Here is a 21,466-nt window from a genome sequence, read left to right on the forward strand (position 1 = left end):
GGGGCGCTGGCAGTCGAGGCACGCCGGGCGCCGGCACGAGGAACAGCGCACATACGCCGCACGGCCCGGATGCCGCGGGCACACCGGGGGTGTGCCGTGCGCGGTGTCCGGGCCGTGCGGGTCAGACGGGGTGGAGCTCACCGAGCGGGGCCGCTCAGGCCTCGGCGATCTCGACGGACTCGATGACGACGTCCTCGAGCGGGCGGTCACGCGGGTCGGTGGCGACGGCGTTGAGGCGGTCCACGACCTGCTGAGACTCCTCGTCCTTCACCTCGCCGAAGATGGTGTGCTTGCCGTTGAGCCAGCCGGTGGGCACGGAGGTGATGAAGAACTGCGAGCCGTTGGTGCCGGGGCCGGCGTTCGCCATGGCCAGCAGGTACGGGCGGTCGAACTGCAGCTCGGGGTGGATCTCGTCGCCGAACTGGTAGCCGGGGCCGCCGACGCCCATGCCCAGCGGGTCGCCGCCCTGGATCATGAAGTCCTTGATGATGCGGTGGAACACGGTGCCGGAGTACAGCGGGGCGCCGTTGTTCTTCTCACCGGTCTGCGGGTGGGTCCACTCCTGCTCGCCGGTGGCGAGGCCCACGAAGTTCTTCACGGTCTTCGGGGCGTGGTTGCCGAACAGCTCGACGACGATGTCGCCCTGGTTCGTCTTGATGGTCGCGATGTGCGTTGCGTTTGCCATGCGCGCCATTGTTCCATCCGGGGCCGGACGTTGGCGCGGGCCCGCCGTCCGCGGCGGCGGCTTCCGCGCACGGCGTACGTGCGGCGCGGCGTCCCGGGGACTGTGCCAGCGGCGGGGCGGCCCACTAGGCTGTGCCTCAAGGACCGGAGCGCTCCGGCACCCGGTTCGGGAGGCCGGTGCGCTCACGCATCATCCGACGACACGGGAGACACAACACCATGGCCCGCACGACCCTGAACGACGAGATCCAGCACGACGGCGACGCGGACACCTTCGTGACCCGCCAGGCCGAGAACCTGCGCCACTGGGCCGCGCCCAAGCTCGAGGCCGCGCGCACCTGGGGCGAGTACGGCGCCGCCTTCACCGGCGTGGGCGCCTCCGTGGCCGCCGAGGAGGGCCGCCGCGCCGCGCACGACGCGAAGCAGGAGTACGGCCCGCGCGTCGAGAAGCAGGCCAAGCGCGCCGGCGACGCCGTGGCGGACCGCTACGCGAAGCTCGCCCCGGCCGTGGCCACCGGCGCCGGCGTGCTGCAGGACGTCCTGCACCGCCTGCAGGAGCAGGCCCAGGAGGCCGGCCACGAGGCCCAGAAGCAGTTCGCGGACGCCCGCAAGGACGCCGAGAAGGCCGCCGAGAAGGGCCGCAAGCGCGGCGCGAAGAAGGTCAAGCAGGTCCGCCGTGCCGGTCGCGGTGCGCGCAAGGACGTGACGAAGGCCGCCCGCGGCGCCCGCAAGGACGCCCGTCAGGCCGGCTCGCTCCTGGCCGACCGCGCCGGCCAGGCCGGCAGCGCCGCCGCCGCGGGCGGGCTGACCCTCGCCGGCGCCCTGGCCGCCGCCGTGAACGCGCTGCAGGAGCAGGGCGAGAAGCTCGCCCCGCAGGTGCAGGCCCGCCTGTCCGATGCCGGCGACTACGCGCAGCGTCGCAAGGAGGAGGTCGTGCCCCTGGCCGCCGCCCGCCTCGCCGACGGCGCCGCCCACGCCCGCAAGACGGCCCACGACGTGCAGGTGCCGGACGCCGTCGAGCAGGCCCTCATCGCGCTGACCGGGGACAAGGCGATCGTGCGCAAGCTGCGCAAGGGCGCCGAGCAGTACGCCGGCTCCGCCGAGAAGGGCCTCAACCGGGCCGCAGGCCGCAAGGCCCGCTCCGGCGGCCGCGGCTGGATCCTCGGCGGCATGGCCCTGGCCGCGGCCGGCGCCGGCTACGCCCTGTGGCGCCTGACCAAGCCGGTGCAGGATCCGTGGACCGCTCCGGTTCCGGGCCCGATCACCGCGAACATCCCCGTGGTGGAGGCGAACAACCCGTACGCCCAGCAGCAGAAGGTCGTGGCCGAGTCCGGCTCCGCCGCCGCCGGCGAGGGCGTCCGCGTGGACACCGCCGCCCCGGTCACCACCGCCGTGCCCGCCCAGGACCCGGTGGCCGAGGCCAACGCGAAGGTGCTCGGCACCGACCGCTGACCCGGACGCGCGGGCGGGACCCCACCGGTCCCGTCCGCGCCCGGTGGGACGCCGGACGTCCCGCAGAGACCACGACGCCGGGGGCGTCCTCCGATCAGGAGGCGCCCCCGGCGTCGTCGTGTCCGGCCGGGGCGGGGATCACCAGGACAGGCTGATCTCCAGCTCGGTCTCGCCGCCCTCTTCGATCTCGAGCTCGACCTCGAGCTCCACCTGGTCCGGGACGGTCACGACGACGTCGCGGCCGGCGTGCTCGATGCGCACCTCGTTCTGGCGGGAGAGCTGGTCGGCGAGCTCGCGCAGGCGGGCGGCGGCCTGCTCGCGGGTCATGGTCTCGGTGGTCTCGTGCTCGAAGATCTCGTCGCTCATGGCTGTGACGGTAGCGGGAGTCGCGCCGGACCTCAGCCCCCGGCCGACCGACGCGGGGCGACATCTCCGCCGGGCAGAACGGCGGTGATGTCGCTGGGCGTCGGTCGGGTCGGAGTGGAGGCCGGGGCGGAGTAGAGCGGGCTAGAGTGCGGCGGATGGGCGCACGCATCCTCGCGGACATGGACACCGGCATCGACGACGCCTGCGCGCTGCTGCAGCTGGTCGGCGCGGGGGCGGAGCTCGCGGCCGTGACGACGACGGGCGGCAACGCCACCGCCCGAGAGTGCGCGCTCAACACGGCGGCCCTGCTGGATCTGATGGGCCGCACGGACGTGGAGGTGGCCGTGGGCGCCGAGGCGCCCCTGCGACGTCCGCCCGAGAGCACCCCGGAGACCCACGGGGACGGCGGCCTGGGCTACGCCCGCCTGGCACACCGGCCCGAGCGGCTCTCGGCGCGCTCCGCCGTGGACGTCTGGGTCGAGGAGCTGCGCGCCCGCCCGGGCCGGACCACGATCCTGTGCACCGCTCCCCTGACCAATCTGGCCCTCGCGCTGCGCGCCGAGCCGGCGCTGCCCGAGCTCGCGGCCGGCGTCGTGATCATGGGCGGCGCCTTCTACTACCCGGGCAACACCACGCCCACCGCGGAGTGGAACACGTGGTGCGACCCGGACGCCGCGAAGGAGGTCTTCGCGGCGTTCGAGGGCCTGCCCGAGGACCGGCTGCCGCTGCTGTGCCCGCTGGAGACCACCGAACGGATCGAGTACACGCCCGCCCTGCTGGACGCGCTGCTCACGGGCGCCGGGCACGCGCCGGCCGGCTGGGCCGTGGACCGGGCCCGCCGGTCGGGCCCGCAGGCGGACACCGGCAGCCCGGTGCTGGACGTGCTGACCGACGCGCTGCGGTTCTACTTCGAGTTCCACCACGACTACGACCAGGGCTACGTGGCCCACCTGCACGACCTCTTCGCCGCCCAGGTGGCCCTGGGGACGGCTCAGATCCGGACGCAGGCGGCCGTCGTCGACGTGGAGGCGGACTCGGACCTGCTGCGCGGCACCACGGTGCACGACGACCGGCACATCTGGGGGCGGCGGCCCAACGCCCGCCGGGTCGTGGACGCGGACCCGGCGGGCGTGTTCGCGGCGTTCGCTCAGGCGGCGTCCGCGGCGGCCCGCGCGGGCGACGACGCCGGCCGGTAGGTGGGCTCGCTCGCCTTGACCCGGCGGATCACCAGCAGGGTGATCGGCACGATCAGGATCTCCACGAGCGTCTTGTAGAGGAACCCGGTGAACGTGTAGTTCGCCAGCTCGAGCAGCGTGATGGTGCCGGCGAACGCGATGGTGCAGAAGATCAGGGTGTCGAAGAACTGACCCACGATCGTGGAGAGGATCAGGCGGAACGCCACGTGGCGCTCCCGCATGCGCTCCTTGAGGCGGACCACGATGGTCGCGTTAATCAGCGAGCCGGCCAGGAACGCCACGAACCCGGCCACGGTGATCCGCAGCATGGGCGCGAGGGCCTGATCCCACACCTCGAAGCCCTCCACGGGAGTGGTCCAGGAGACCAACGTGTAAGTGAGGGCGGCGAGCACGAGCATCGCGAAGCCCAGGAGAATGGCCCGGCGGGCCCGGCGCCAGCCGTACACCTCGGCGAGGATGTCGCCGATGATGTAGGCGAACGGGAAGAGGAAGGCGCCGCCGTCGAAGATGAGGGGCCCGCCGCCGTAGAACACGTCCGAGAGGACGGGGACGGTGGGGCCGTAGAAGAGCTTGGCCGCGGTGACGCCGGAGAGGATCAGGAGGGCGACGAAGACGCCCACGAACAGGTCGTAGTGGCTCGCGGGCACCCGGGCGAAGGCCGGGGTGCCCTGCCCAGAGACGGGCCGGTCGGTGGTGGGGGTGTCGGTGGTGTTCACCGGACCATCCTGGCACCTGTGAGGCCCAGCGACTGGACGGCTCCCCGCCTCACCCGCCAACTCGCACAGCCACATGCTCCGCCAGACAAAGGAGCACTTCGCCGTGGTCCGTCGACGAATCGGGCTGGAGAGCCGGGTGCCGATGCCAGATGACGTCGCCTCCGGCGAAAAGTGATGCACGTGCCAGGACTCGGCTGTCATCCCCGATGCCGTTGTAGAGGGACCACCATTCGTAATGAACGGTGCCGAGATCTTTGTCGGCCTTCCGGATGAGAGCGGTCTCGAACCACGTGGAAGCAGAATGCCCTTCGCGGGAGATCTCAAAAGACCACAGTCCGCCGGCCTGCGACGCCGTTGCCCTTGCCCTCACCACAAAGGTCGGATCCAGCACAGACGTCAGCCGGTAGACACCGACGAAGGGGTCCTCACTGTCCCTTTCCACCTCCGAGATATCGAACCTCATCCGATCGGCCGGCGGCAGCGCAGCCGTGGGGAAGAACTCTTCAACCGTCAGGCGGGCTGCCGCACGTACGAGATCACCCTCCGGAGACCTTTCCGGAGTGACGGTCCACACGGCAGCCTCCTCATCCACGTGGAATGCTCCAATGACCGTTTGCTCGTCGAGCGGTCCCCGACGCACGGCACGAACCACGTAAGCATTCTCTCTGCGTGGTCTACGGGAGATGACCCAGGAGAGCGGCAGGCCAGGGAACGGGAAAAGTAGCGCGTCGAGAACGGCGGCGATACGCGCGTCACACGAAGAAGACACAGCGACTACTTTCTAGGTGATGACTCCATGATCTGACGAGAATCAATTTTCTTGATACTAGTATCATTGAGGGGTGTACCAGTACTTATCAGGAACCACATCTCCATTTGCGCGAATCGACGCGTGCACCCTCTTCCCGCTCGGTTCTTTCAGCTTGTAGGCCTTGCCTGCATGATTGGCAGTGTCCTTCTGAATAAACCAGGCATTGCCGCCAGGTTCATAAATTCTGTTTTCTTTCTTGACCGTGAAGCGTGACATATTGATCTTCCCTGGGGACGCAAAGAGTCGGCTCGGAATATATGACCCGCCGCCGACCCCACAAAGTGGGGAAAACTCTTCCGGCGTGTCGCGGGTTGAGAAAACAGGAGGCAAAATCTCATCTGCGGACGATTCAGGCTCCGAAGCGAGTGCTGGGAGCGAAGAAACTCTTTGAGTCCGCGATCAGGGGTGATGCGCAAGCTCGAATTGCAAGCGCGCCGGGTGCCGATATAACTCCAAGTACGAGTGCAACACTTACACTCGTACTCACAAGTCTGTGACGACCATGCATCCCATTACCCCCATCCCATGGTGATCTCCACCACGAGAGTAGGAGCCCAGAGACTTCTGGTCAACCAACAAGGCAACAAAGACGCCCACGAAGAGGTCGTAGTGGCTCGCGGGCACCCGGGCGAAGGCCGGGGTGCCCTGCCCAGAGACGGGTCGGTCGGTGGTGGGGGTGTCGGTGGTGTTCACCGGACCATCCTGGCACCTGTCCGCCCTGAAGCATGCAGAAGGCCCCGCCGGCGCCCGATCCCTCGGGCCCGACGGGGCCTTCCCCGTGGTGGAGGCAAGGGGACTCGAACCCCTAACCCCCTGCTTGCAAAGCAGGTGCGCTACCAATTGCGCCATGCCCCCGTGGGTCTGCTCCTCGTGCGCCTCGCGGCGTCCCGGGGATCAGGCCTGCGGCTACGCCGGCTCGACGCCCTCGGCGTCCTCCGGCAGGTCATCCGTGGCCGTGGCCCAGATGTCCTTGCCCTCCCGGTTCTGCTGCCAGAGGCGCGCCCCGTAGGCCGCGGCGGCGGCGCCGGCCACGAGGGCCACGCGTGCCAGTCGACCCATGAGGGGACCTCCGGAGACGAACGGAGCCCCAGCGGACCGGGGCTCTGTGGGTGGGAGTGGGCGTACCAAGACTTGAACTTGGGACCTCTTCGTTATCAGCGAAGCGCTCTAACCGCCTGAGCTATACGCCCTCACCGTCGTTCGCGGACGAATCCGTTCACAACAGGAGATGACTGTACCGGAACGCCGACGCCCCGCGCAAATCCGCGCGGGGCGTCGTCGAGACGGGGTGCTCGGGGCCGGGGCGACGACGCTCCCGGCGTCGTCCGGCCCCGCCGGCTCAGTCGTCCGTCAGGGTGACGCCCACGCCGCCCACGAGGGCAGCGCACACGTTGTAGAGCAGCGCAGCCACGGTGGCCAGGGCGGTCAGCAGGATCACGTTCAGCACCGCCAGCACGGTGGCCAGGGAGACCACGGTGCTCAGCGGGGCCAGGGACTGCACGGTGTACCGGCCGGACTCGGCGCCCAGGACGGTGCCGAGCGCGTCGTTGATCCGCTGGAACAGGCCGAGCGCGTCGGACAGCGAGTACAGGGCGACGGCGGCCACCACGGTGAGGATGCCCAGCGCCACGGACAGCAGGAACGCCAGCTTCAGCACGGACCAGGGGTCCACGCGGTTGAGCATCAGGCGGGCGCGGCGCACCTTGGCCTTGGGGACGGCACGGACCAGGTTCTCCTGCGAGGAGCCGCTGGCCTTGCGCACCGGGCGGGCGGACCGCTCAGCGGTCCTGCCCGCTCCCGCTGCCTTGCCGGGGCGTGACGACGCGGACGTGCTCACTGCTCTCCTCCGTCTGCACCCTCACCGTCGGCGTCCTCCTCGAGGAGGCCCTCCGGCGCTGCTGCGGGGTCGGTCGGGTCGATGTCTGCGTCCAAGCGTACATCCGCGTCCGCGGCGGCCCCGGCGGTGGCCTCGGCCCCCACCAGCGCCTCGGGCTCGCCCTCGGGCAGCACGCCGGCGGCGGCGGCGCTGCCCTCGGAGACCGGGTCCTCGGCGGCCTCGGCGTCCGCCTGGGCCTCCATCTCGTGCTCGTTGTTCAGGGTCACGGCCACGATCCGGTCGCGCTTGTCCGGCTTGGCGAAGATCACGCCCATGGTGTCGCGGCCCTTGGCCGGGACGCCGGCGACGGCGGAGCGCACCACCTTGCCGGAGGCCATCACCACGAGGACCTCCTGGTCCTCCTGGACCACGAGCCCGCCGGCGAGGGAGCCGCGGTCGTCCACGAGCTTGGCCACCTTGATGCCGAGGCCGCCGCGGTTCTGCAGGCGGTACTCGTCCACGTGGGTGCGCTTGGCGAAGCCGCCGTCCGTGACGGTGAAGACGTACCCGTCCTCCTCCACCACGTCCATGGTGAGCAGGGAGTCGTCGTCGCGGAACTTCATGCCGGTCACGCCCGAGGTGGCGCGGCCCATGGGGCGCAGCGCCTCGTCCGTGGCGGTGAAACGCAGCGACTGGCCGCGCCGGGAGATCAGGATCAGGTCGTCGTCGGGCGAGACCACCCGCGCGGAGACCAGCTCGTCGCCCTCGCGCAGCTTGATGGCGATCAGGCCGGCGGTGCGGTTCGTGTCGTAGTCCAGCAGCGGGGTCTTCTTCACGAGGCCGTTGCGGGTGGCGAGCACGAGGTACGGGGCGCGGTCGTAGCCGGTGAGCGGCTGGATCTGCGCGATCCGCTCGTCCGGCTGGAATGCGAGCAGGTTGGCCACGTGCTGGCCCTTCGCGTCGCGTCCGGCCTCGAGCAGCTCGTACGTCTTGATGCGGTACACGCGGCCGAAGTTCGTGAAGAACAGCAGCCAGTGGTGCGTGGAGACCGTGAGGAAGTGCTCCACGATGTCGTCCCCGCGCAGGGTGGCCCCGCGCACGCCCTTGCCGCCGCGGCCCTGGGAGCGGTACTGGTCGATCCGGGTGCGCTTGACGTAGCCGCCGCGGGTGATGGAGACGACCATCTCCTCCTCGGGGATCAGGTCCTCCATGGACATGTCCCCGTCGTAGCCGGCCATGATCTCGGTGCGGCGGTCGTCGCCGTGCTTGGCCACGATCTCGCCGAGCTCCTCGGAGATGACCTCGCGCTGACGCTGCGGGGACTCGAGGATGCGGTCGTACTCGGCGATGCGGGCCATCAGCTCGTCGTACTCGTCCTGGATCTTCTTCGACTCCAGGGCGGCGAGCTGGCGCAGCTGCATCTGCAGGATGGCCTGGGCCTGGACGTCGTCGATGTCCAGCAGCTCCTTGAGGGCCTCGCGGGCCACGTCGGCGGAGGCCGAGCGGCGGATGGTCGCGATGACCTCGTCCAGCATGTCCAGGGCCTTGAGCAGGCCGCGCAGGATGTGGGCGCGCTCCTCCGCCTTGCGCTTGCGGAAGGCGGTGCGGCGCACGATCACGTCGATCTGGTGCTTCACCCAGTGGTGCACGAACCCGTCGAGGGACAGGGTGCGCGGCACGCCGTCCACGAGTGCGAGCATGTTCGCCGAGAAGTTCGACTGCAGCTCGGTGTGCTTGTAGAGGTTGTTCAGCACCACCTTGGCCACGGCGTCGCGCTTGAGCACGATCACGAGGCGCTGGCCGGTGCGGCCGGAGGTCTCGTCGCGCATGTCCGCGATGCCGTTGATCTTGCCGTCGCGCACCATCTCCGCGATCTTCGCGGCGAGGTTGTCCGGGTTGGTCATGTACGGCAGCTCGGTGACCACCAGGCACGTGCGGCCCTGGATCTCCTCCACGTTGACCACGGCGCGCATGGTGATGGGCCCGCGGCCGGTCCGGTAGACCTCCTCGATGCCCTTGCGGCCCAGGATCTGGGCGCCCGTGGGGAAGTCGGGGCCGTGGACGCGGGTCAGGAGCGCCTCGAGCAGCTCCTCGCGGGTGGCCTCGGGGTTCTCGAGGTACCACTGCACGCCGGCGGCCACCTCGCGCATGTTGTGCGGCGGGATGTTGGTGGCCATGCCCACGGCGATGCCGGAGGAGCCGTTGACCAGCAGGTTCGGGTAGCGGGAGGGCAGGACGGCCGGCTCCTGCTGCTTGCCGTCGTAGTTGTCCTGCATGTCGACGGTGTTCTCGTCGATGTCCCGGACCATCTCCATGGCCAGGGGGGCCATCTTGGTCTCGGTGTAGCGCTGGGCGGCCGCGCCGTCGTTGCCCGGGGAGCCGAAGTTGCCCTGGCCGAGCGCCAGCGGGTAGCGCTGCACCCAGTCCTGGATGAGGCGCACGAGGGCGTCGTAGATCGCGGTGTCGCCGTGCGGGTGGTAGTTGCCCATCACGTCGCCCACCACGCGGGCGGACTTGTTGAAGGAGCGGTCCGGGCGGTAGCCGCCGTCGTACATCGCGTAGAGCACGCGGCGGTGCACGGGCTTGAGGCCGTCGCGCACGTCCGGCAGCGCGCGGCCGACGATCACGGCCATCGCGTAGTCCAGGTACGAGCGCTTCATCTCCGACTCGAGGTCGACGGGCTCGACCTTGTCGGCCGCGCCCTCGGGCAGCACGTACTGCTCGACCGCCACGTCCTGGCCGGTCTCGGGGGTCTCGGGGACCTCGGCGGACTCGTCCGGGGTCTGGGGGGTGGTCTCGTCGCTCACGCGGATCCTCTCGTGCTCCCCGCGGCGGCGGGGAGGGTGCTGGGCTCAGGAAGGGCTCGGGCCCGGGGTCACGACGACGGCGCACGCGGCGCCGGTGCGCCGTCGTCGTCCCCGGCGCGGCTCAGACGTCCAGGAAGCGGATGTCCTTGGCGTTCTGCTGGATGAAGTTGCGGCGGGACTCGACGTCCTCGCCCATGAGCATGGAGAACACGGCGTCCGCGGCGGCGGCGTCCTCCATGCTCACCTGCAGCAGGGTGCGGTGCTCGGGGTCCATGGTGGTGTCCCACAGCTCCTGGTAGTTCATCTCGCCCAGGCCCTTGTATCGCTGCACGCCGTTGTCCTTGGGGTAGCGCCAGCCCTTGGCCAGGCCGGCCTCGACGGCGGCGTCGCGCTCGGCGTCGGAGAACACGTAGTCGTGGGGCGCGTTGGACCACTTGATGCGGTACAGCGGCGGCTGGGCGAGGAACACGTGCCCGGCCTCGATCAGCGGGCGCATGTACCGGAACAGCACGGTGAGCAGCAGCGTGGTGATGTGCTGGCCGTCCACGTCCGCATCGGCCATGAGCACGATCTTGTGGTACCGCAGCTTGGAGATGTCGAACTCCTCGCCGATGTTGGTGCCGAACGCCGTGATCATGGACTGGATCTCGGCGTTGCCGAGGGCCTTGTCCAGGCGGGCGCGCTCCACGTTCAGGATCTTGCCGCGCAGCGGCAGGATGGCCTGGGTCTCCGGGTTGCGGCCCTGCTTCGCGGAGCCGCCGGCGGAGTCGCCCTCCACGATGTACACCTCGCAGCGCGAGGGGTCCTTCGAGGAGCAGTCCGCGAGCTTGCCGGGCATGCCGAAGGACTCCAGCGGCGACTTGCGGCGCGCGTTGTCCCGGGCCTTGCGGGCGGCCATCCGGGCGTGCGAGGCCATGATGGCCTTGCGGATGACCTCCTTGGCCGGGCCCGGGTTGCGCTCGAGCCAGTCGCCGAGGTGGTCCGTGACCGCCTTGGACACGAAGGCGCGGGCCTCGGAGTTGCCCAGCTTGGTCTTGGTCTGGCCCTCGAACTGCGGCTCGGAGAGCTTCACCGAGATCACCGCGGTGAGGCCCTCGCGGATGTCCTCGCCCGTGAGGTTGTCCTCCTTGGGCTTGAGGATCTCCTTCTCGCGGGCGTAGCGGTTGACCAGGGAGGTCAGCGCGGCGCGGAAGCCCTCCTCGTGGGTGCCGCCCTCGTGCGTGTTGATGGTGTTCGCGTAGGTGTGCACGGACTCCGAGTAGGCGGAGGTCCACTGCATGGCCACCTCCACCGCCATGGAGCGGCCGGCCTCGGCGTCCTCGGCCTCGAAGGCGATGACGTCCTCGTGCACGAAATCGACCTTCTTGGCGGAGTTCAGGTGCTGCACGTAGTCCAGCAGGCCGTTCTCGTACAGGTAGGTGACCTGGCGACCCTGCGGCGCCTGCGCGGCGGCCTCGTCCAGGCCCTGCTCGGCGTTCTCCTCGCCGGCGATCTCGTCGTCGACGACCTCGTTGTCCTCCTGGACGCGCTCGTCCGTGAGGGTGATGCGCAGGCCCTTGTTGAGGAAGGCCATCTGCTGGAACCGGGCCCGCAGGGTCTCCCAGTCGAACTCGATGGAGTCGAAGATCTCCGGGTCCGGGTAGAAGGTCTGCACGGTGCCGGTGGCGTCCGTGGCCTCGCCCTGGACCAGCTCACCCTGGGGCACGCCGCCGTCCGCGAAGGACATCCGCCACACGTGGCCCTGGCGGCGCACCTCGGTGTCCACGCGCCGCGAGAGCGCGTTGACCACGGAGATGCCCACGCCGTGCAGGCCGCCGGAGACGGCATAGCCACCGCCGCCGAACTTGCCGCCGGCATGGAGGATGGTCATGACGACCTCCACGGTGGGCTTGCCCTCGGTGGGGTGCAGGTCCACGGGGATGCCGCGGCCGTCGTCGGCCACGCGCACGCCACCGTCCGCCTGCAGGGTCACGTCGATCCCGCTGGCGTAGCCGGCCAGGGCCTCGTCCACGGAGTTGTCCACGACCTCGTACACGAGGTGGTGCAGGCCGCGGGGGCCGGTGGAGCCGATGTACATGCCGGGGCGCTTGCGGACGGCCTCCAGGCCCTCCAGCACGGTGATCGCGGAGGCGCCGTACTCGCCGGGCACCTTCCGGTCCTTCGCCGGCGCGGAGGTCTCGGGGGTCTCGGGGGCGGCGTCGGGGGACGGCGCGGCCGGCACGGCCGCCGGCTCCTCCGCGGGGTTCTCGGGCGTAGCGTCAACCACGGGTGGGGTCACTTCCTCGGACGTCGGCGGCAGGGCTGTCCCCGCGCGCGCGTGAGCGCGCGAGCCGGGGCAGGCCCGGTCCTCATGCGTGCGCTCGCGCTCGATCCGCGGGGTCGGGGGACGGACGACGCCGACCCACCGGTTTCACTGCTGTGAAGTCTACCGCGTGAGCGCCCGAGGGCCCGCATCGGCGGGGGTCCGGGGCGGCAGATCACCCCCTCAGCGGCCGTGGACGCCGCTCAGGAGGGGCGGGGGACGCCGCCCATGCCTCCCGGGCCGTCCGGGACCCCGTGAGCGCGCCAGAGGGGCGTCCACGGCCTCGCGGTCGGACGGGCCGGACCCGCCGCCGTCGGGCGTCGACTCACCCGTAGGTGTCGCGCGGGCCGCGGCCGCCGCGCACCGTGCGCGGGCCCTTGCGCCAGCTCGGGGCCTGGGGCCCGGCCACCTCGAGGCGCGTCACGACGCCGGGGCCGAGGGCGTCGTCGAACCGCTGGAGCAGGACGGGGGTCATCAGGCGCAGCTGCGTGGCCCACGCGGTGGAGCTCGTGCGGACCCGCACCACCGAGTCCTCGAAGCTCTCCGGGCGGCAGTGCAGCGCGATCTCCGGGCCCACGAGCTCATCCCAGCGGGTGAGCACCGAGCCCACCGCCACCGGCGTGGACCAGCCGCGGTCCCGGATGAGCCGGCCGAACACGCTGGACACCGTGGCGGGGTCCCGGTCCGCGCCGCCGAAGGGCCGGCGCCGCTCCTGCCGGTCCCGGCCCGTGCCGGCGGCGCCCGCCATGGCCCCGGCCAGCCCCGCCCCCGTGCCCCGCACGCGCAGGGGCGCCTCCCCGCGCTGCCGGGCGGCCTCGCGGACCCGGCGCAGCTGCACGAGCGCGAGGTCGGGGCGGTCCGGCTCGAAAGAGGCGGGCTGCTCAGCCATCGGGGTCGTCCTCGGCGGGGTCGGCGGGGGCCGTGACGTCGTCGGCGGCGTCGTCCGCGTCGTCGTCGGCGGCCTCGCCGGCACCGGGGGCCTCAGCCTCGACCTCGCCGGCGCCGCGCGGCGCCCGGATGTCCCCCTCCACGGGGGCCGCGGCCGGCACGGCCTCGGAGCCCTCCGCGTCCTGGCGGATGAGCACGCGCGGGCCGGCGAGCTCGGCGGGGACGTCCTCGAGCGCGGCGGCCGTGACGATCACCTGCTCGGCCCGGCCCACGAGCGCGGCCAGGCGGCGCCGACGGGCGGCGTCGAGCTCGGCGAACACGTCGTCGAGGATCAGCACGGGGCGGCCGTCGGGGTCGGGGTCGTCGGCCACGAGGACGTCGTAGGCAGCCAGCCGCAGCGCCAGCGCCAGCGACCACGTCTCCCCGTGCGAGGCGTAGCCCCGCGCCGGCGCCGGGCCGAGGAAGAGCGCGAGCTCGTCCCGGTGCGGGCCCACGAGGGTCAGCGCCCGGGCCTGCTCCTCGTCCCGTTGGGCGACGAGCGCGCGGCGCATGTCCGCGGCCAGCTCGGCCACGGGCGGCACCTCGGCGTGGGTGCCGCGGGCCAGCGGCACGGTGGACTCGTAGGCGTAGGTCGCGGCCTTGGAGCCGTTCGTCAGGGCCCCGTACATCTCGCGCAGCGGGTGGGCCAGCAGGCGCAGCACGTGCAGGCGGCCGTGCAGCAGCCGCGCGCCGGCGGCGCACAGGTGCTCGTCCCACACCTCGAGGGTGGCCTCCTCCTCGGGGCCCCAGCGGCGGGCCTTCCGGGCGGACTTGAGCAGGGCGTTGCGCTGGCGCAGCACTCGTTCGAAGTCCGCGGCGGCCTCGCCCAGGGCCGGGCGCAGCTGGACCATGAGCTGGTCCAGGAGGCGACGGCGGCCGCCCGGCTCGCCCGTGACCAGGTTCAGGTCCTCGGGGGCGAACACCACGGTGCGCAGGATGCCGAGGCCCTCCTTGGCCCGCACGGGGGCGCCGCGGTTGATGGCGACCCGGTTGGACCGGCCCGGCAGGATCTCCAGCTCGAGGGCCACGGTCCGGGAGCCGCGGTGCACGCGGCCGGCGATCCGGGCGCGGTCCTGGCCGAAGCGCACAAGCTGCGCGTCCGAGCTGACGCGGTGGGACTGGTGCGAGCCGAGGTAGCCGACGGCCTCCACGAGGTTCGTCTTGCCCACCCCGTTGGCCCCGAGCAGCACCGTGGACCCCGGGCCGAGCTCCAGGTCGGCCCAGCGGTAGGACCGGAAGTCCGCGACGGTCAGGTGGGACAGGTGCACGGGTGCCTCCGGCCCGGCGGATCAGGCGATGCGCACCGGCATCACGAGGTAGCGGTAGTCGGAGACGACGCCGTCCTCCTGGTTCACGCCGGTGAGCAGGGCGGGCTTGGGCGCGGAGGTGAACGCGAAGCGCACCTGCGGCTGGTCCACCACGGCCAGGCCCTCGGAGAGGTAGGACGGGTTGAACGCCACGGTGATGTCCTCGCCCTCGAGGGTGCAGGGCACGGACTCGTTGGCGGAGGCGTCGTCGCCGGTGCCGGCGTCCAGGGTGACCTGGCCGTCGGTGAACACCATGCGCAGCGCGGTGTTGCGTTCGGCCACGAGGGCCACGCGGCGGGAGGCCTCCACGAGGGCGGCGGTGTCCACGACGGCCTGGATGGGGCTGGTCTCCGGGAACAGCGAGCGGATCTTGGGGTACTCGCCGTCCACCAGCACGGAGGTGGTGCGGCGGCCGCCGGAGGAGAAGCCCACGAGGTCGGTGCCCTCGCCGAGCAGGATCTCCAGGTCGCCGCCGGCGCCGAGGGACTTGGCCACCTCGGTGAGGGTGCGGGCCTTGACCAGCAGCGAGGTGGAGATCGAGGGGTCCGCGGGGGTCCAGCGGATCTCCTTCATGGCCAGCCGGTAGCGGTCCGTGGCCAGGAACGTCATGGTGTCGCCCTCGATCTCCACCTTCACGGCGGTGAGGATCGGCAGGGTGTCGTCCTTCGAGGCGGCGACGGTCACCTGCGCCACGGCGTGCGCGAAGGCGGCGCCGTCCACGGTGCCGGCGGGGGCCGGCAGCTGCGGCAGGGCCGGGTAGTCGCCCACGGGCATGGTGGCCAGGGCGAAGCGGGAGGAGCGGCAGGTGACGACGACCTTGCCGCCGTCGAGCTCCACGGTCACCTGGGCGTGCGGCAGGGCGCGGACGATGTCGTTGAGCAGGCGGCCGGAGACGAGCACCTGGCCGTCGGTCTCCACGTCCGCCTCGATCTCCAGGCGCGCGGAGGTCTCGTAGTCGAAGCTCGCGATGGAGACGACGCCGGCCTCGGCCGTGATCAGCAGGCCCGAGAGCACCGGCACGGGCGGGCGCGGGGACAGGGAGCGGGCGGCCCAGGAGACGGCGTCGGTGAGGATGTCGCGTTCGACGGTGAACTTCACGAGCTGCACTGCCTCTCAGGCGGGGGGACGGCGGGGGTCTGCGGGCCCCGGCTCAGCGGCGACGCGCGGGCCTCAGCATAGGCGGTCCGCGAGGACGGTGTCAGGTCGAAGGCGAATGACAACGGTGTGATTCCGCGGATCCGAAGGGGCGCGGGCGCAGCCTGCGCCGTGGGGCTCGTCGGGCCGGTGTGCGGGGCGGAGATGATGTTGCTTGTCGGATTCTCTCAAGGGGGATCAGTAGTGGTGATAGCAGGTGTGGATCCTGTGGAGAACGTCCATCCTCGGCGAGATCATGCGGATCCGGGTGGGGGAACGCTGTGGACGCCGCTCCGTCGAGGGTGTGCACGGCGTGTGGAGACCGCCCGCGGCCCCACCCCCCGATCTGCACAGGCCGGCCTGGAGTCGTCCACGCTCATCCCCGGATCCACCCCCCGGTTGTCCACATCTATGTCCACAGTCCCCATCCACACCCCGCGAAGTCCGCGGAATCATGCGGTTTTCGACTGTGGACAGCTGTGGACATCTGTGGATCGCCGAATCACATCCCTGTGATTCACCAGGGTGTGCGCCGCCGTCGTCCCCAGGGGTGTGGACCCGCCCTCAGCGGCCTGATTCCGCCATCCACAGGTCGCCACGTTGTCCACAGGAGGGCGCCTTCTCCACAGGGTTGTCCACAGCGGTGGACAATGTGGAGGAACACTCGAGTCCCGGTCGAAGGTTCGAACCGGGACTCGGAGGGGTGGTCAGGCGCCCCGCTGCTTGCGCTTGATCTCGTTGGTGAGCTCGGTCACCTGGTTGTAGATCGTCCGGCGCTCGGCCATCAGCTCGCGGATCTTGCGGTCCGCGTGGATCACGGTGGTGTGGTCGCGCCCGCCCAGGACCTGGCCGATCTTCGGCAGGGACATCTCCGTGAGCTCCCGCAGCAGGTACATGGCGATCTGCCGCGCCGTCACGAGCGTGCGGGTGCGGGACTTGCTCGTGAGCTCCTCGAGGGTGAGGTTGAAGTACTCCCCCGTCGCGTGGAGGATCAGCTCCGGCGTGATCTCATGCGCCGTCTCGTCCGTGATCAGGTCCTTGAGCACGTGCTCGGCCAGCTCGATGTCCACGGTCTGGCGGTTCAGCGAGGCGAACGCGGTGACGCGGATCAGGGCGCCCTCGAGCTCGCGGATGTTCGTGGAGATGCGCGAGGCGATGTACTCCAACGCCTCCGGCGGCGCCACGAGCCCCTCGGCCTCGGCCTTCTTGCGCAGGATCGCGATACGGGTCTCGAGGTCCGGCGGCTGGATGTCCGTGATCAGCCCCCACTCGAAGCGGGAGCGCAGGCGGTCCTCGAACCCGGAGAGCTGCTTGGGCGGCAGGTCCGAGGTGATGACCACCTGCTTGTTGTTGTTGTAGAGCGTGTTGAAGGTGTGGAAGAACTCCTCGACCGTCGCCTCCTTGTCCGCCAGGAACTGGATGTCGTCGATCAGCAGGATGTCCACGTTGCGGTAGAGCTGCTTGAACGAGGCGCCCTCGTCGTGGCGGATGGAGTTGATGAAGTCGTTGGTGAACTCCTCCGAGTTCACGTAGCGCACCCGCAGGCCCGGGTAGAGGCGGCGCGCGTAATGGCCGATCGCGTGCAGCAGGTGGGTCTTGCCCAGCCCGGACTCGCCGTAGATGAACAGCGGGTTGTAGGCCTTCGCCGGCGCCTCGGCCACCGCGTTGGCGGCGGCGTGGGCGAAGCGGTTGGACGAGCCGATCACGAAGGTCTCGAAGTGGTACCGGTCGTTGAGGCGGCTGGTCTCCGCGGAGGTCGACGGCGGCGCGGGGGTCGGCTTGCCGGCCTGGGCCCCGGCGGCCTCCGGGGGCACGACGTCGGCCGGCGGCTCGGTGCGGAAGCCCGGCAGCTCCTCGGCGACGGCGCGGCGGGAGGGCTCGCCCGTGCCGGCGGACTGCTCCGGGCCCGGGGCCGCGGGCGCGGCCGGGGTGACGGGCTCGCCGGCGAGGGCGGAGCGGCGGGCCTCGGGCTCGGGGGCGCGGGGCGGCTGCAGGTTCGCGTCGATGGAGATGGCCAGCAGGATCTCCTCGCGGAACTCCGCGGTCAGCGCGTCCGTGAGGGCCTCGGCCACCTGCGCGCCCTGGAGGGTCTCGCGGGTGGTCTCGTTGGGCACCGCCAGCAGGAGGGTGTTGCCGATCAGCCCCTGCGGCTGGGCCAGGTAGACGAAGCCCATCAGGCGGGCGCTGACCCGCGCGTCGTCCTCGAGGGCGCCCACCACGGAGCGCCACGAGCTGAGCACGGCCTGGTCTGCCACCACGGAGGCTTCCTTTCCTGGGGCAGACGGCCCGGAGTGGGGGACGGCTGCGCGGCACGGTCGACGGTGCTGGGAGTCTAACGGTTGTCCACAGGGTTGTGCACAGAGGGTGGACAACCCCTATCATCCTGTGGACGACGCTCCGGACGACCGCTGTTCCGGGGCGTCCTCGCGCACCCGTTTGACCCTCCCGCGCCCCCGGCACTAGAGTTGCCTGGTCCCCCGGGCGTCAATCCATCGTGCCCGCCGGGGATTTCATGTCAGAGCCTCACCGGTCCTTCCCCCTGGTTCACCTGCTCAGGTCGACGGTCGAAGGCACACAACACGTCGTGGAGTGATCACAGTGACCAAGCGCACGTTCCAGCCCAACAACCGCCGTCGTGCCCGCAAGCACGGCTTCCGCGCCCGCATGCGCACCCGCGCCGGCCGCGCCATCCTGGCCGCGCGCCGCGGCAAGGGCCGCGCCGAGCTGTCCGCCTGAGGACGCCGCTTCAGGGCCGGCGCGCTCCGTGCTGCCCCGTGACCGGCGCGTCCGCACCCCCGCGGAGTTCCGCCACCTCGGCCGCACCGGCACCCGAGCGGGCCGGCGCACCGTGGTGGTGAGCGTCGCCACGGACCCCGACCACACCCGGTCCACGTCGCCGAGCGTCCCTCGGCCGCGGGCCGGGTTCGTCGTGTCCAAGGCCGTGGGCAACGCGGTCACCCGCAACCGGGTGAAGCGCCGGCTGCGCGCCGTCGTCGCCGAGCAGATGCGCACCGCCCCGCTGCGGGAGCTGCCCGTGCTGGTGCAGGTCCGCGCGCTGCCGCCGGCGGCCGAGGCGGACCACGCACTGTTGCGCCGCGAGACCGTCGGCGCGCTGGCCAAGGCGCTCAGGCCGCACCTGCCCGCCGTCCCCCGGGACGAGGCCTAGATGGCCGTCACGCCCTCGCCGTTCACCGTGCTCGAGCCCTCCCGCGAGTGGGGGCCGGTGCGCGCGCTGCCCTCCGCCCTACTGGCCGGGCTGCTGACCGTCTACCGGGCGGTCGTCTCCCCGCTGTACGGGCAGGTCTGCCGGTTCTTCCCCAGCTGCTCCGCCTACGGGCTGGAGGCCGTGCACGTGCACGGCGCGGTGAAGGGCTCGTGGCTCGCGGCGCGGCGCATCGGCCGCTGCCACCCCTGGAACGACGGCGGCGTGGACCCGGTCCCGCCCGGCCACCGGCGCTGGCCGCCGGGCCGGCAGCCGCGGATCCTCACCCTGAACCACCCTCCCATCCCACCTGATCTCCCGCAGGAGGATTGACCCCCATGTTCGAAGCCATCCTCGCCCCGTTCCGCTGGCTCATGTCCTGGCTGCTCGGGGCGTTCCACACCGTGCTGGAGTTCGCGGGCATGCCCGCCGACTCCGGCTGGACGTGGGCGCTGTCCATCCTCCTGCTGGTGGTGCTCATCCGCACCCTGCTGATCCCGCTGTTCGTCAAGCAGATCAAGGCGCAGCGCGCCATGCAGGCCATCCAGCCCGAACTGCAGAAGCTGCAGGCCAAGTACAAGGGCAAGAAGGACCAGCTCTCCCGCCAGGCCATGGCCATGGAGCAGCAGGCGCTCATGAAGGAGCACAAGGCGAACCCGTTCGCCGCCTGCCTGCCCCTGCTGATCCAGATGCCGTTCTTCTTCGCCCTGTACCAGGTGCTGATCGGCGCGCGCGGCGCGTCCGAGCGCGGCGAGTCCATGGACGCCCTGTCCGCGGACCAGATCCGCTCCTTCGAGGGCTCCACGATCTTCGGCGCCCGCATGTCGGACACCTTCCTGAACTCCTTCGGCGATCCGGGCAGCGCGCCCGTGATCATCACGGCGATCGTGCTGATCGTGCTGATGTCGGGCTCGATGTTCTACATGCAGAAGATGCTCATGACGAAGAACATGACGCAGCAGGCCCTCTCCGGGCCCATGATGCAGACGCAGCAGATCATGCTCTACGCCATGCCCCTGATCTTCGGCATCGGCGGCATCAACTTCCCCATCGGCGTGCTCCTGTACTGGACCTACTCCAACTTCTGGGCCGTCGGCCAGCAGTGGTGGATCATCCGCAACAACCCCACCCCGGGCTCCCTCGCCGAGCAGGAGCTCAACGAGCGCCGCGCCGCCAAGGGCCTGCCCCCGGTCGGCCAGAAGGTCACCGACTCCAAGGCGGAGCCCTCCTCCGCCCACACCCAGGCCGCCGGCGGCGGCACCGCCACGCTCAACGGCGAGCCGGTGCGCGACTCGGGCCAGCGCGTCCAGCCGCAGCGCAAGAACCGCAGGAGGAAGTGAGCATGTCCGCCGAGAACGTGAACCCGGCCGCCGAGGCCGAGGACGCCGTCGTCGAGACCACCCCGGCCCCCGACGCCCCGCAGGCCCCCGCGGCCGAGGAGCGCACGGGCTCGCACGCGGCCGAGGCCGCCGGCGAGGGCGCCGAGTCCTCCGCCGCGGAGTCCGCCTCGGACGGCGTGCGCCGCCTCGAGGAGGAGGGCGACGTCGCCGCCGACTACGTCGAGGAGCTGCTGGACATCGCGGACCTGGACGGGGACATCGACATCGAGGTCCGCGACGGCCGCACCTACGTGTCCGTGGTGTCCGAGGACCACGACGAGCGCCTGAACGCCCTCGTGGGCCGCGACGGGAAGACCCTCGAGGCCCTGCAGGAGCTCGTGCGCCTGGCCGTCCTGGCCGCCACGGGGCACCGCTCCCGCCTCATCCTGGACATCTGCGGGCACCGGGAGCGCCGCGACGCCGACCTGCGCGAGACCGCCCAGGACGCCGTCGAGCGCGTGCGCGCCGGCGAGGGCCCCGTGCACCTGTCCCCCATGGGCGCGTACGAGCGCAAGATCGTGCACGACGTGGTGGCCGACGCCGGCCTCGCCTCCGCCTCGGAGGGCGAGGGCGCCCGCCGCCACGTGGTGATCTCCGCGGATGCCTGAGCAGGCCTCCCCGTACGAGCGCCGGCCCGGCCTGGACCCGAAGGAGCGCGGCGACCGCCCCGCCCCCGTGGGCCAGCCGGCGCCGCCGCTGACCGACGCCCTGCGACCGGCCGCCGTCGAGCTGTTCGGCGAGGACCTGCCCCGGGCCGAGCGCTACGTGGCGCACCTGGCGGACACCGGCATCGAGTGGGGCCTCATCGGGCCCCGCGAGGCGCCCCGCCTGTGGGAGCGCCACGTGCTCAACTGCGCCGTGGTCGAGGAGCTGATCCCCGAGGGCGCCCTCGTGGCGGACGTCGGCTCCGGCGCCGGGCTGCCCGGCCTCTGCCTCGCCCTGGCCCGCCCGGACTGCCGATTCCTGCTGATCGAGCCCCTCGAGCGGCGCGTGGAGTGGCTGGACATGGTGGTCGAGGACCTGGGGCTGGAGAACGTCGACGTGATCCGCGGCCGCGCCGAGCAGGTCTCCGGGAACCTCGACGTCGACGTCGTCACCGCCCGCGCCGTGTCCGCGCTGAAGACCCTCGTGCCGCTGACCATGCCGATGCTGCAGGGCGACGGCCGGCTGCTGGCGATCAAGGGCCGCGCGGCGGCCGACGAGATCGCCGCCGCCCGCAAGGTCCTGCGCAAGTATGGTGGAGACGAGCCCGAGATCCTCACGGTGGGCGAGGGCCTGCTGCCCGAGACCACCACCGTCGTGCGCGTCAGCGCGCGCGCCCGCTGACCCCTCCCCCACCGGGACGTCGGCGACGCCCGACGGCGAGG

At 71.5% G+C, this 21,466-nt stretch carries 22 protein-coding genes and 2 tRNA genes; 8 read left to right on the forward strand and 16 right to left on the reverse strand.

The window, feature by feature from the left end:
- Positions 1–154: 154 nt before the first annotated feature.
- The gene (locus HDA33_RS09795; protein ID WP_026106995.1) at positions 155–685 is read right to left on the reverse strand and encodes a peptidylprolyl isomerase; all 531 of its coding nucleotides are present in this window, start codon (positions 683–685) and stop codon (positions 155–157) included.
- Positions 686–903: 218 nt separating this feature from the next.
- Here HDA33_RS09795 and HDA33_RS09800 point away from each other — a divergent pair, with 218 nt between their 5' ends.
- Entirely contained in the window at positions 904–2,136 is a 1,233-nt protein-coding gene (locus HDA33_RS09800; RefSeq protein WP_184172879.1) for a hypothetical protein, read from the forward strand.
- A gap of 138 nt (positions 2,137–2,274) precedes the next feature.
- Here the strand turns inward: HDA33_RS09800 and HDA33_RS09805 are convergent, their stop codons facing one another.
- Entirely contained in the window at positions 2,275–2,502 is a 228-nt protein-coding gene (locus HDA33_RS09805) for an amphi-Trp domain-containing protein (protein WP_184172881.1), read from the reverse strand.
- A gap of 155 nt (positions 2,503–2,657) precedes the next feature.
- Between HDA33_RS09805 and HDA33_RS09810 the strand changes: the two genes are divergently transcribed.
- Positions 2,658–3,698, forward strand: a complete 1,041-nt coding sequence (locus tag HDA33_RS09810) for a nucleoside hydrolase (protein WP_184172883.1) — start codon at positions 2,658–2,660, stop codon at positions 3,696–3,698.
- Here HDA33_RS09810 and HDA33_RS09815 read toward each other — a convergent pair.
- From HDA33_RS09815 to dnaA, 14 genes are all read right to left on the reverse strand, one after another.
- Positions 3,650–4,414 carry a queuosine precursor transporter gene (locus HDA33_RS09815; RefSeq protein ID WP_338104329.1) on the reverse strand — a complete coding sequence of 255 codons (765 nt, stop codon included), beginning with the start codon at positions 4,412–4,414 and terminating at the stop codon, positions 3,650–3,652. The genes HDA33_RS09810 and HDA33_RS09815 overlap by 49 nt on opposite strands.
- 49 nt (positions 4,415–4,463) lie before the next feature.
- Entirely contained in the window at positions 4,464–4,988 is a 525-nt protein-coding gene (locus HDA33_RS09820) for a hypothetical protein (protein WP_184172887.1), read from the reverse strand.
- Between the two features lie 258 nt (positions 4,989–5,246).
- Positions 5,247–5,441, reverse strand: a complete 195-nt coding sequence (locus HDA33_RS09825) for a hypothetical protein (RefSeq protein ID WP_184172889.1) — start codon at positions 5,439–5,441, stop codon at positions 5,247–5,249.
- Between the two features lie 267 nt (positions 5,442–5,708).
- Positions 5,709–5,918 (reverse strand): hypothetical protein, encoded by a 210-nt coding sequence (locus HDA33_RS09830; protein WP_184172891.1) that lies wholly within the window; start codon positions 5,916–5,918, stop codon positions 5,709–5,711.
- Between the two features lie 86 nt (positions 5,919–6,004).
- Positions 6,005–6,080: transfer RNA gene (locus HDA33_RS09835), tRNA-Ala, on the reverse strand.
- 51 nt (positions 6,081–6,131) lie between these two features.
- Positions 6,132–6,284 (reverse strand): hypothetical protein, encoded by a 153-nt coding sequence (locus HDA33_RS09840; protein ID WP_184172893.1) that lies wholly within the window; start codon positions 6,282–6,284, stop codon positions 6,132–6,134.
- A gap of 57 nt (positions 6,285–6,341) precedes the next feature.
- A tRNA-Ile gene (locus HDA33_RS09845) sits at positions 6,342–6,415 on the reverse strand.
- Between the two features lie 149 nt (positions 6,416–6,564).
- On the reverse strand, positions 6,565–7,062 hold the full coding sequence (locus tag HDA33_RS09850; RefSeq protein ID WP_184172895.1) for a DUF3566 domain-containing protein: 498 nt from the start codon (positions 7,060–7,062) through the stop codon (positions 6,565–6,567).
- Positions 7,059–9,848 (reverse strand): DNA gyrase subunit A, encoded by a 2,790-nt coding sequence (gyrA, locus tag HDA33_RS09855; RefSeq protein WP_184172897.1) that lies wholly within the window; start codon positions 9,846–9,848, stop codon positions 7,059–7,061. The genes HDA33_RS09850 and gyrA overlap by 4 nt, the downstream gene beginning before the upstream one ends.
- Positions 9,849–9,969: 121 nt before the next feature.
- A complete protein-coding gene (gyrB, locus tag HDA33_RS09860; RefSeq protein WP_420826919.1) occupies positions 9,970–12,114 on the reverse strand; it encodes a DNA topoisomerase (ATP-hydrolyzing) subunit B in 2,145 nt (714 codons plus the stop codon).
- Positions 12,115–12,475: 361 nt separating this feature from the next.
- The gene (locus tag HDA33_RS09865) at positions 12,476–13,039 is read right to left on the reverse strand and encodes a DciA family protein (protein WP_158493154.1); all 564 of its coding nucleotides are present in this window, start codon (positions 13,037–13,039) and stop codon (positions 12,476–12,478) included.
- Positions 13,032–14,345 carry a DNA replication/repair protein RecF gene (gene recF, locus HDA33_RS09870; RefSeq protein WP_338104330.1) on the reverse strand — a complete coding sequence of 438 codons (1,314 nt, stop codon included), beginning with the start codon at positions 14,343–14,345 and terminating at the stop codon, positions 13,032–13,034. The genes HDA33_RS09865 and recF overlap by 8 nt, the downstream gene beginning before the upstream one ends.
- Positions 14,346–14,366: 21 nt before the next feature.
- Positions 14,367–15,482, reverse strand: coding sequence for a DNA polymerase III subunit beta (dnaN, locus tag HDA33_RS09875; protein WP_184173914.1), 1,116 nt, complete (start codon positions 15,480–15,482; stop codon positions 14,367–14,369).
- Positions 15,483–16,225: 743 nt separating this feature from the next.
- Positions 16,226–17,776: a chromosomal replication initiator protein DnaA gene (gene dnaA / locus HDA33_RS09880; protein WP_184172900.1), complete on the reverse strand. Its 1,551-nt coding sequence runs from the start codon at positions 17,774–17,776 to the stop codon at positions 16,226–16,228.
- Positions 17,777–18,116: 340 nt separating this feature from the next.
- On the opposite strand from dnaA, the gene rpmH reads away from it, so the two are divergent.
- From rpmH to rsmG, 6 genes are read left to right on the forward strand one after another with little or no spacing between them, the layout of a single operon-like run.
- Positions 18,117–18,254 (forward strand): 50S ribosomal protein L34, encoded by a 138-nt coding sequence (gene rpmH, locus HDA33_RS09885; RefSeq protein ID WP_017489453.1) that lies wholly within the window; start codon positions 18,117–18,119, stop codon positions 18,252–18,254.
- Between the two features lie 28 nt (positions 18,255–18,282).
- The gene (gene rnpA, locus HDA33_RS09890) at positions 18,283–18,684 is read left to right on the forward strand and encodes a ribonuclease P protein component (protein ID WP_184172902.1); all 402 of its coding nucleotides are present in this window, start codon (positions 18,283–18,285) and stop codon (positions 18,682–18,684) included.
- Positions 18,685–19,053 (forward strand): membrane protein insertion efficiency factor YidD, encoded by a 369-nt coding sequence (gene yidD, locus HDA33_RS09895; RefSeq protein WP_017489451.1) that lies wholly within the window; start codon positions 18,685–18,687, stop codon positions 19,051–19,053.
- Positions 19,054–19,058: 5 nt separating this feature from the next.
- The gene (gene yidC / locus HDA33_RS09900; RefSeq protein ID WP_184172904.1) at positions 19,059–20,060 is read left to right on the forward strand and encodes a membrane protein insertase YidC; all 1,002 of its coding nucleotides are present in this window, start codon (positions 19,059–19,061) and stop codon (positions 20,058–20,060) included.
- Positions 20,061–20,062: 2 nt separating this feature from the next.
- Entirely contained in the window at positions 20,063–20,707 is a 645-nt protein-coding gene (locus tag HDA33_RS09905; protein ID WP_017489449.1) for a Jag family protein, read from the forward strand.
- Positions 20,700–21,425, forward strand: a complete 726-nt coding sequence (gene rsmG / locus HDA33_RS09910; protein ID WP_158493160.1) for a 16S rRNA (guanine(527)-N(7))-methyltransferase RsmG — start codon at positions 20,700–20,702, stop codon at positions 21,423–21,425. The genes HDA33_RS09905 and rsmG overlap by 8 nt, the downstream gene beginning before the upstream one ends.
- Positions 21,426–21,466 lie beyond the last annotated feature (41 nt).

This window comes from Micrococcus endophyticus (assembly GCF_014205115.1).
Lineage (GTDB): Bacteria > Actinomycetota > Actinomycetes > Actinomycetales > Micrococcaceae > Micrococcus > Micrococcus endophyticus.

What these genes read in the sequence shown, in the direction of transcription:
- HDA33_RS09825 (WP_184172889.1), bottom strand. Translation starts at nt 5,441, where the DNA reads ATGTCACGCTTCACGGTCAAGAAAGAAAACAGAATTTATGAACCTGGC.
- yidD (WP_017489451.1), top strand. Translation starts at nt 18,685, where the DNA reads ATGGCCGTCACGCCCTCGCCGTTCACCGTGCTCGAGCCCTCCCGCGAG.
- HDA33_RS09865 (WP_158493154.1), bottom strand. Translation starts at nt 13,039, where the DNA reads ATGGCTGAGCAGCCCGCCTCTTTCGAGCCGGACCGCCCCGACCTCGCG.
- HDA33_RS09795 (WP_026106995.1), bottom strand. Translation starts at nt 685, where the DNA reads ATGGCAAACGCAACGCACATCGCGACCATCAAGACGAACCAGGGCGAC.
- HDA33_RS09800 (WP_184172879.1), top strand. Translation starts at nt 904, where the DNA reads ATGGCCCGCACGACCCTGAACGACGAGATCCAGCACGACGGCGACGCG.
- HDA33_RS09810 (WP_184172883.1), top strand. Translation starts at nt 2,658, where the DNA reads ATGGGCGCACGCATCCTCGCGGACATGGACACCGGCATCGACGACGCC.
- HDA33_RS09840 (WP_184172893.1), bottom strand. Translation starts at nt 6,284, where the DNA reads ATGGGTCGACTGGCACGCGTGGCCCTCGTGGCCGGCGCCGCCGCCGCG.
- HDA33_RS09905 (WP_017489449.1), top strand. Translation starts at nt 20,063, where the DNA reads ATGTCCGCCGAGAACGTGAACCCGGCCGCCGAGGCCGAGGACGCCGTC.
- rsmG (WP_158493160.1), top strand. Translation starts at nt 20,700, where the DNA reads ATGCCTGAGCAGGCCTCCCCGTACGAGCGCCGGCCCGGCCTGGACCCG.
- yidC (WP_184172904.1), top strand. Translation starts at nt 19,059, where the DNA reads ATGTTCGAAGCCATCCTCGCCCCGTTCCGCTGGCTCATGTCCTGGCTG.
- HDA33_RS09805 (WP_184172881.1), bottom strand. Translation starts at nt 2,502, where the DNA reads ATGAGCGACGAGATCTTCGAGCACGAGACCACCGAGACCATGACCCGC.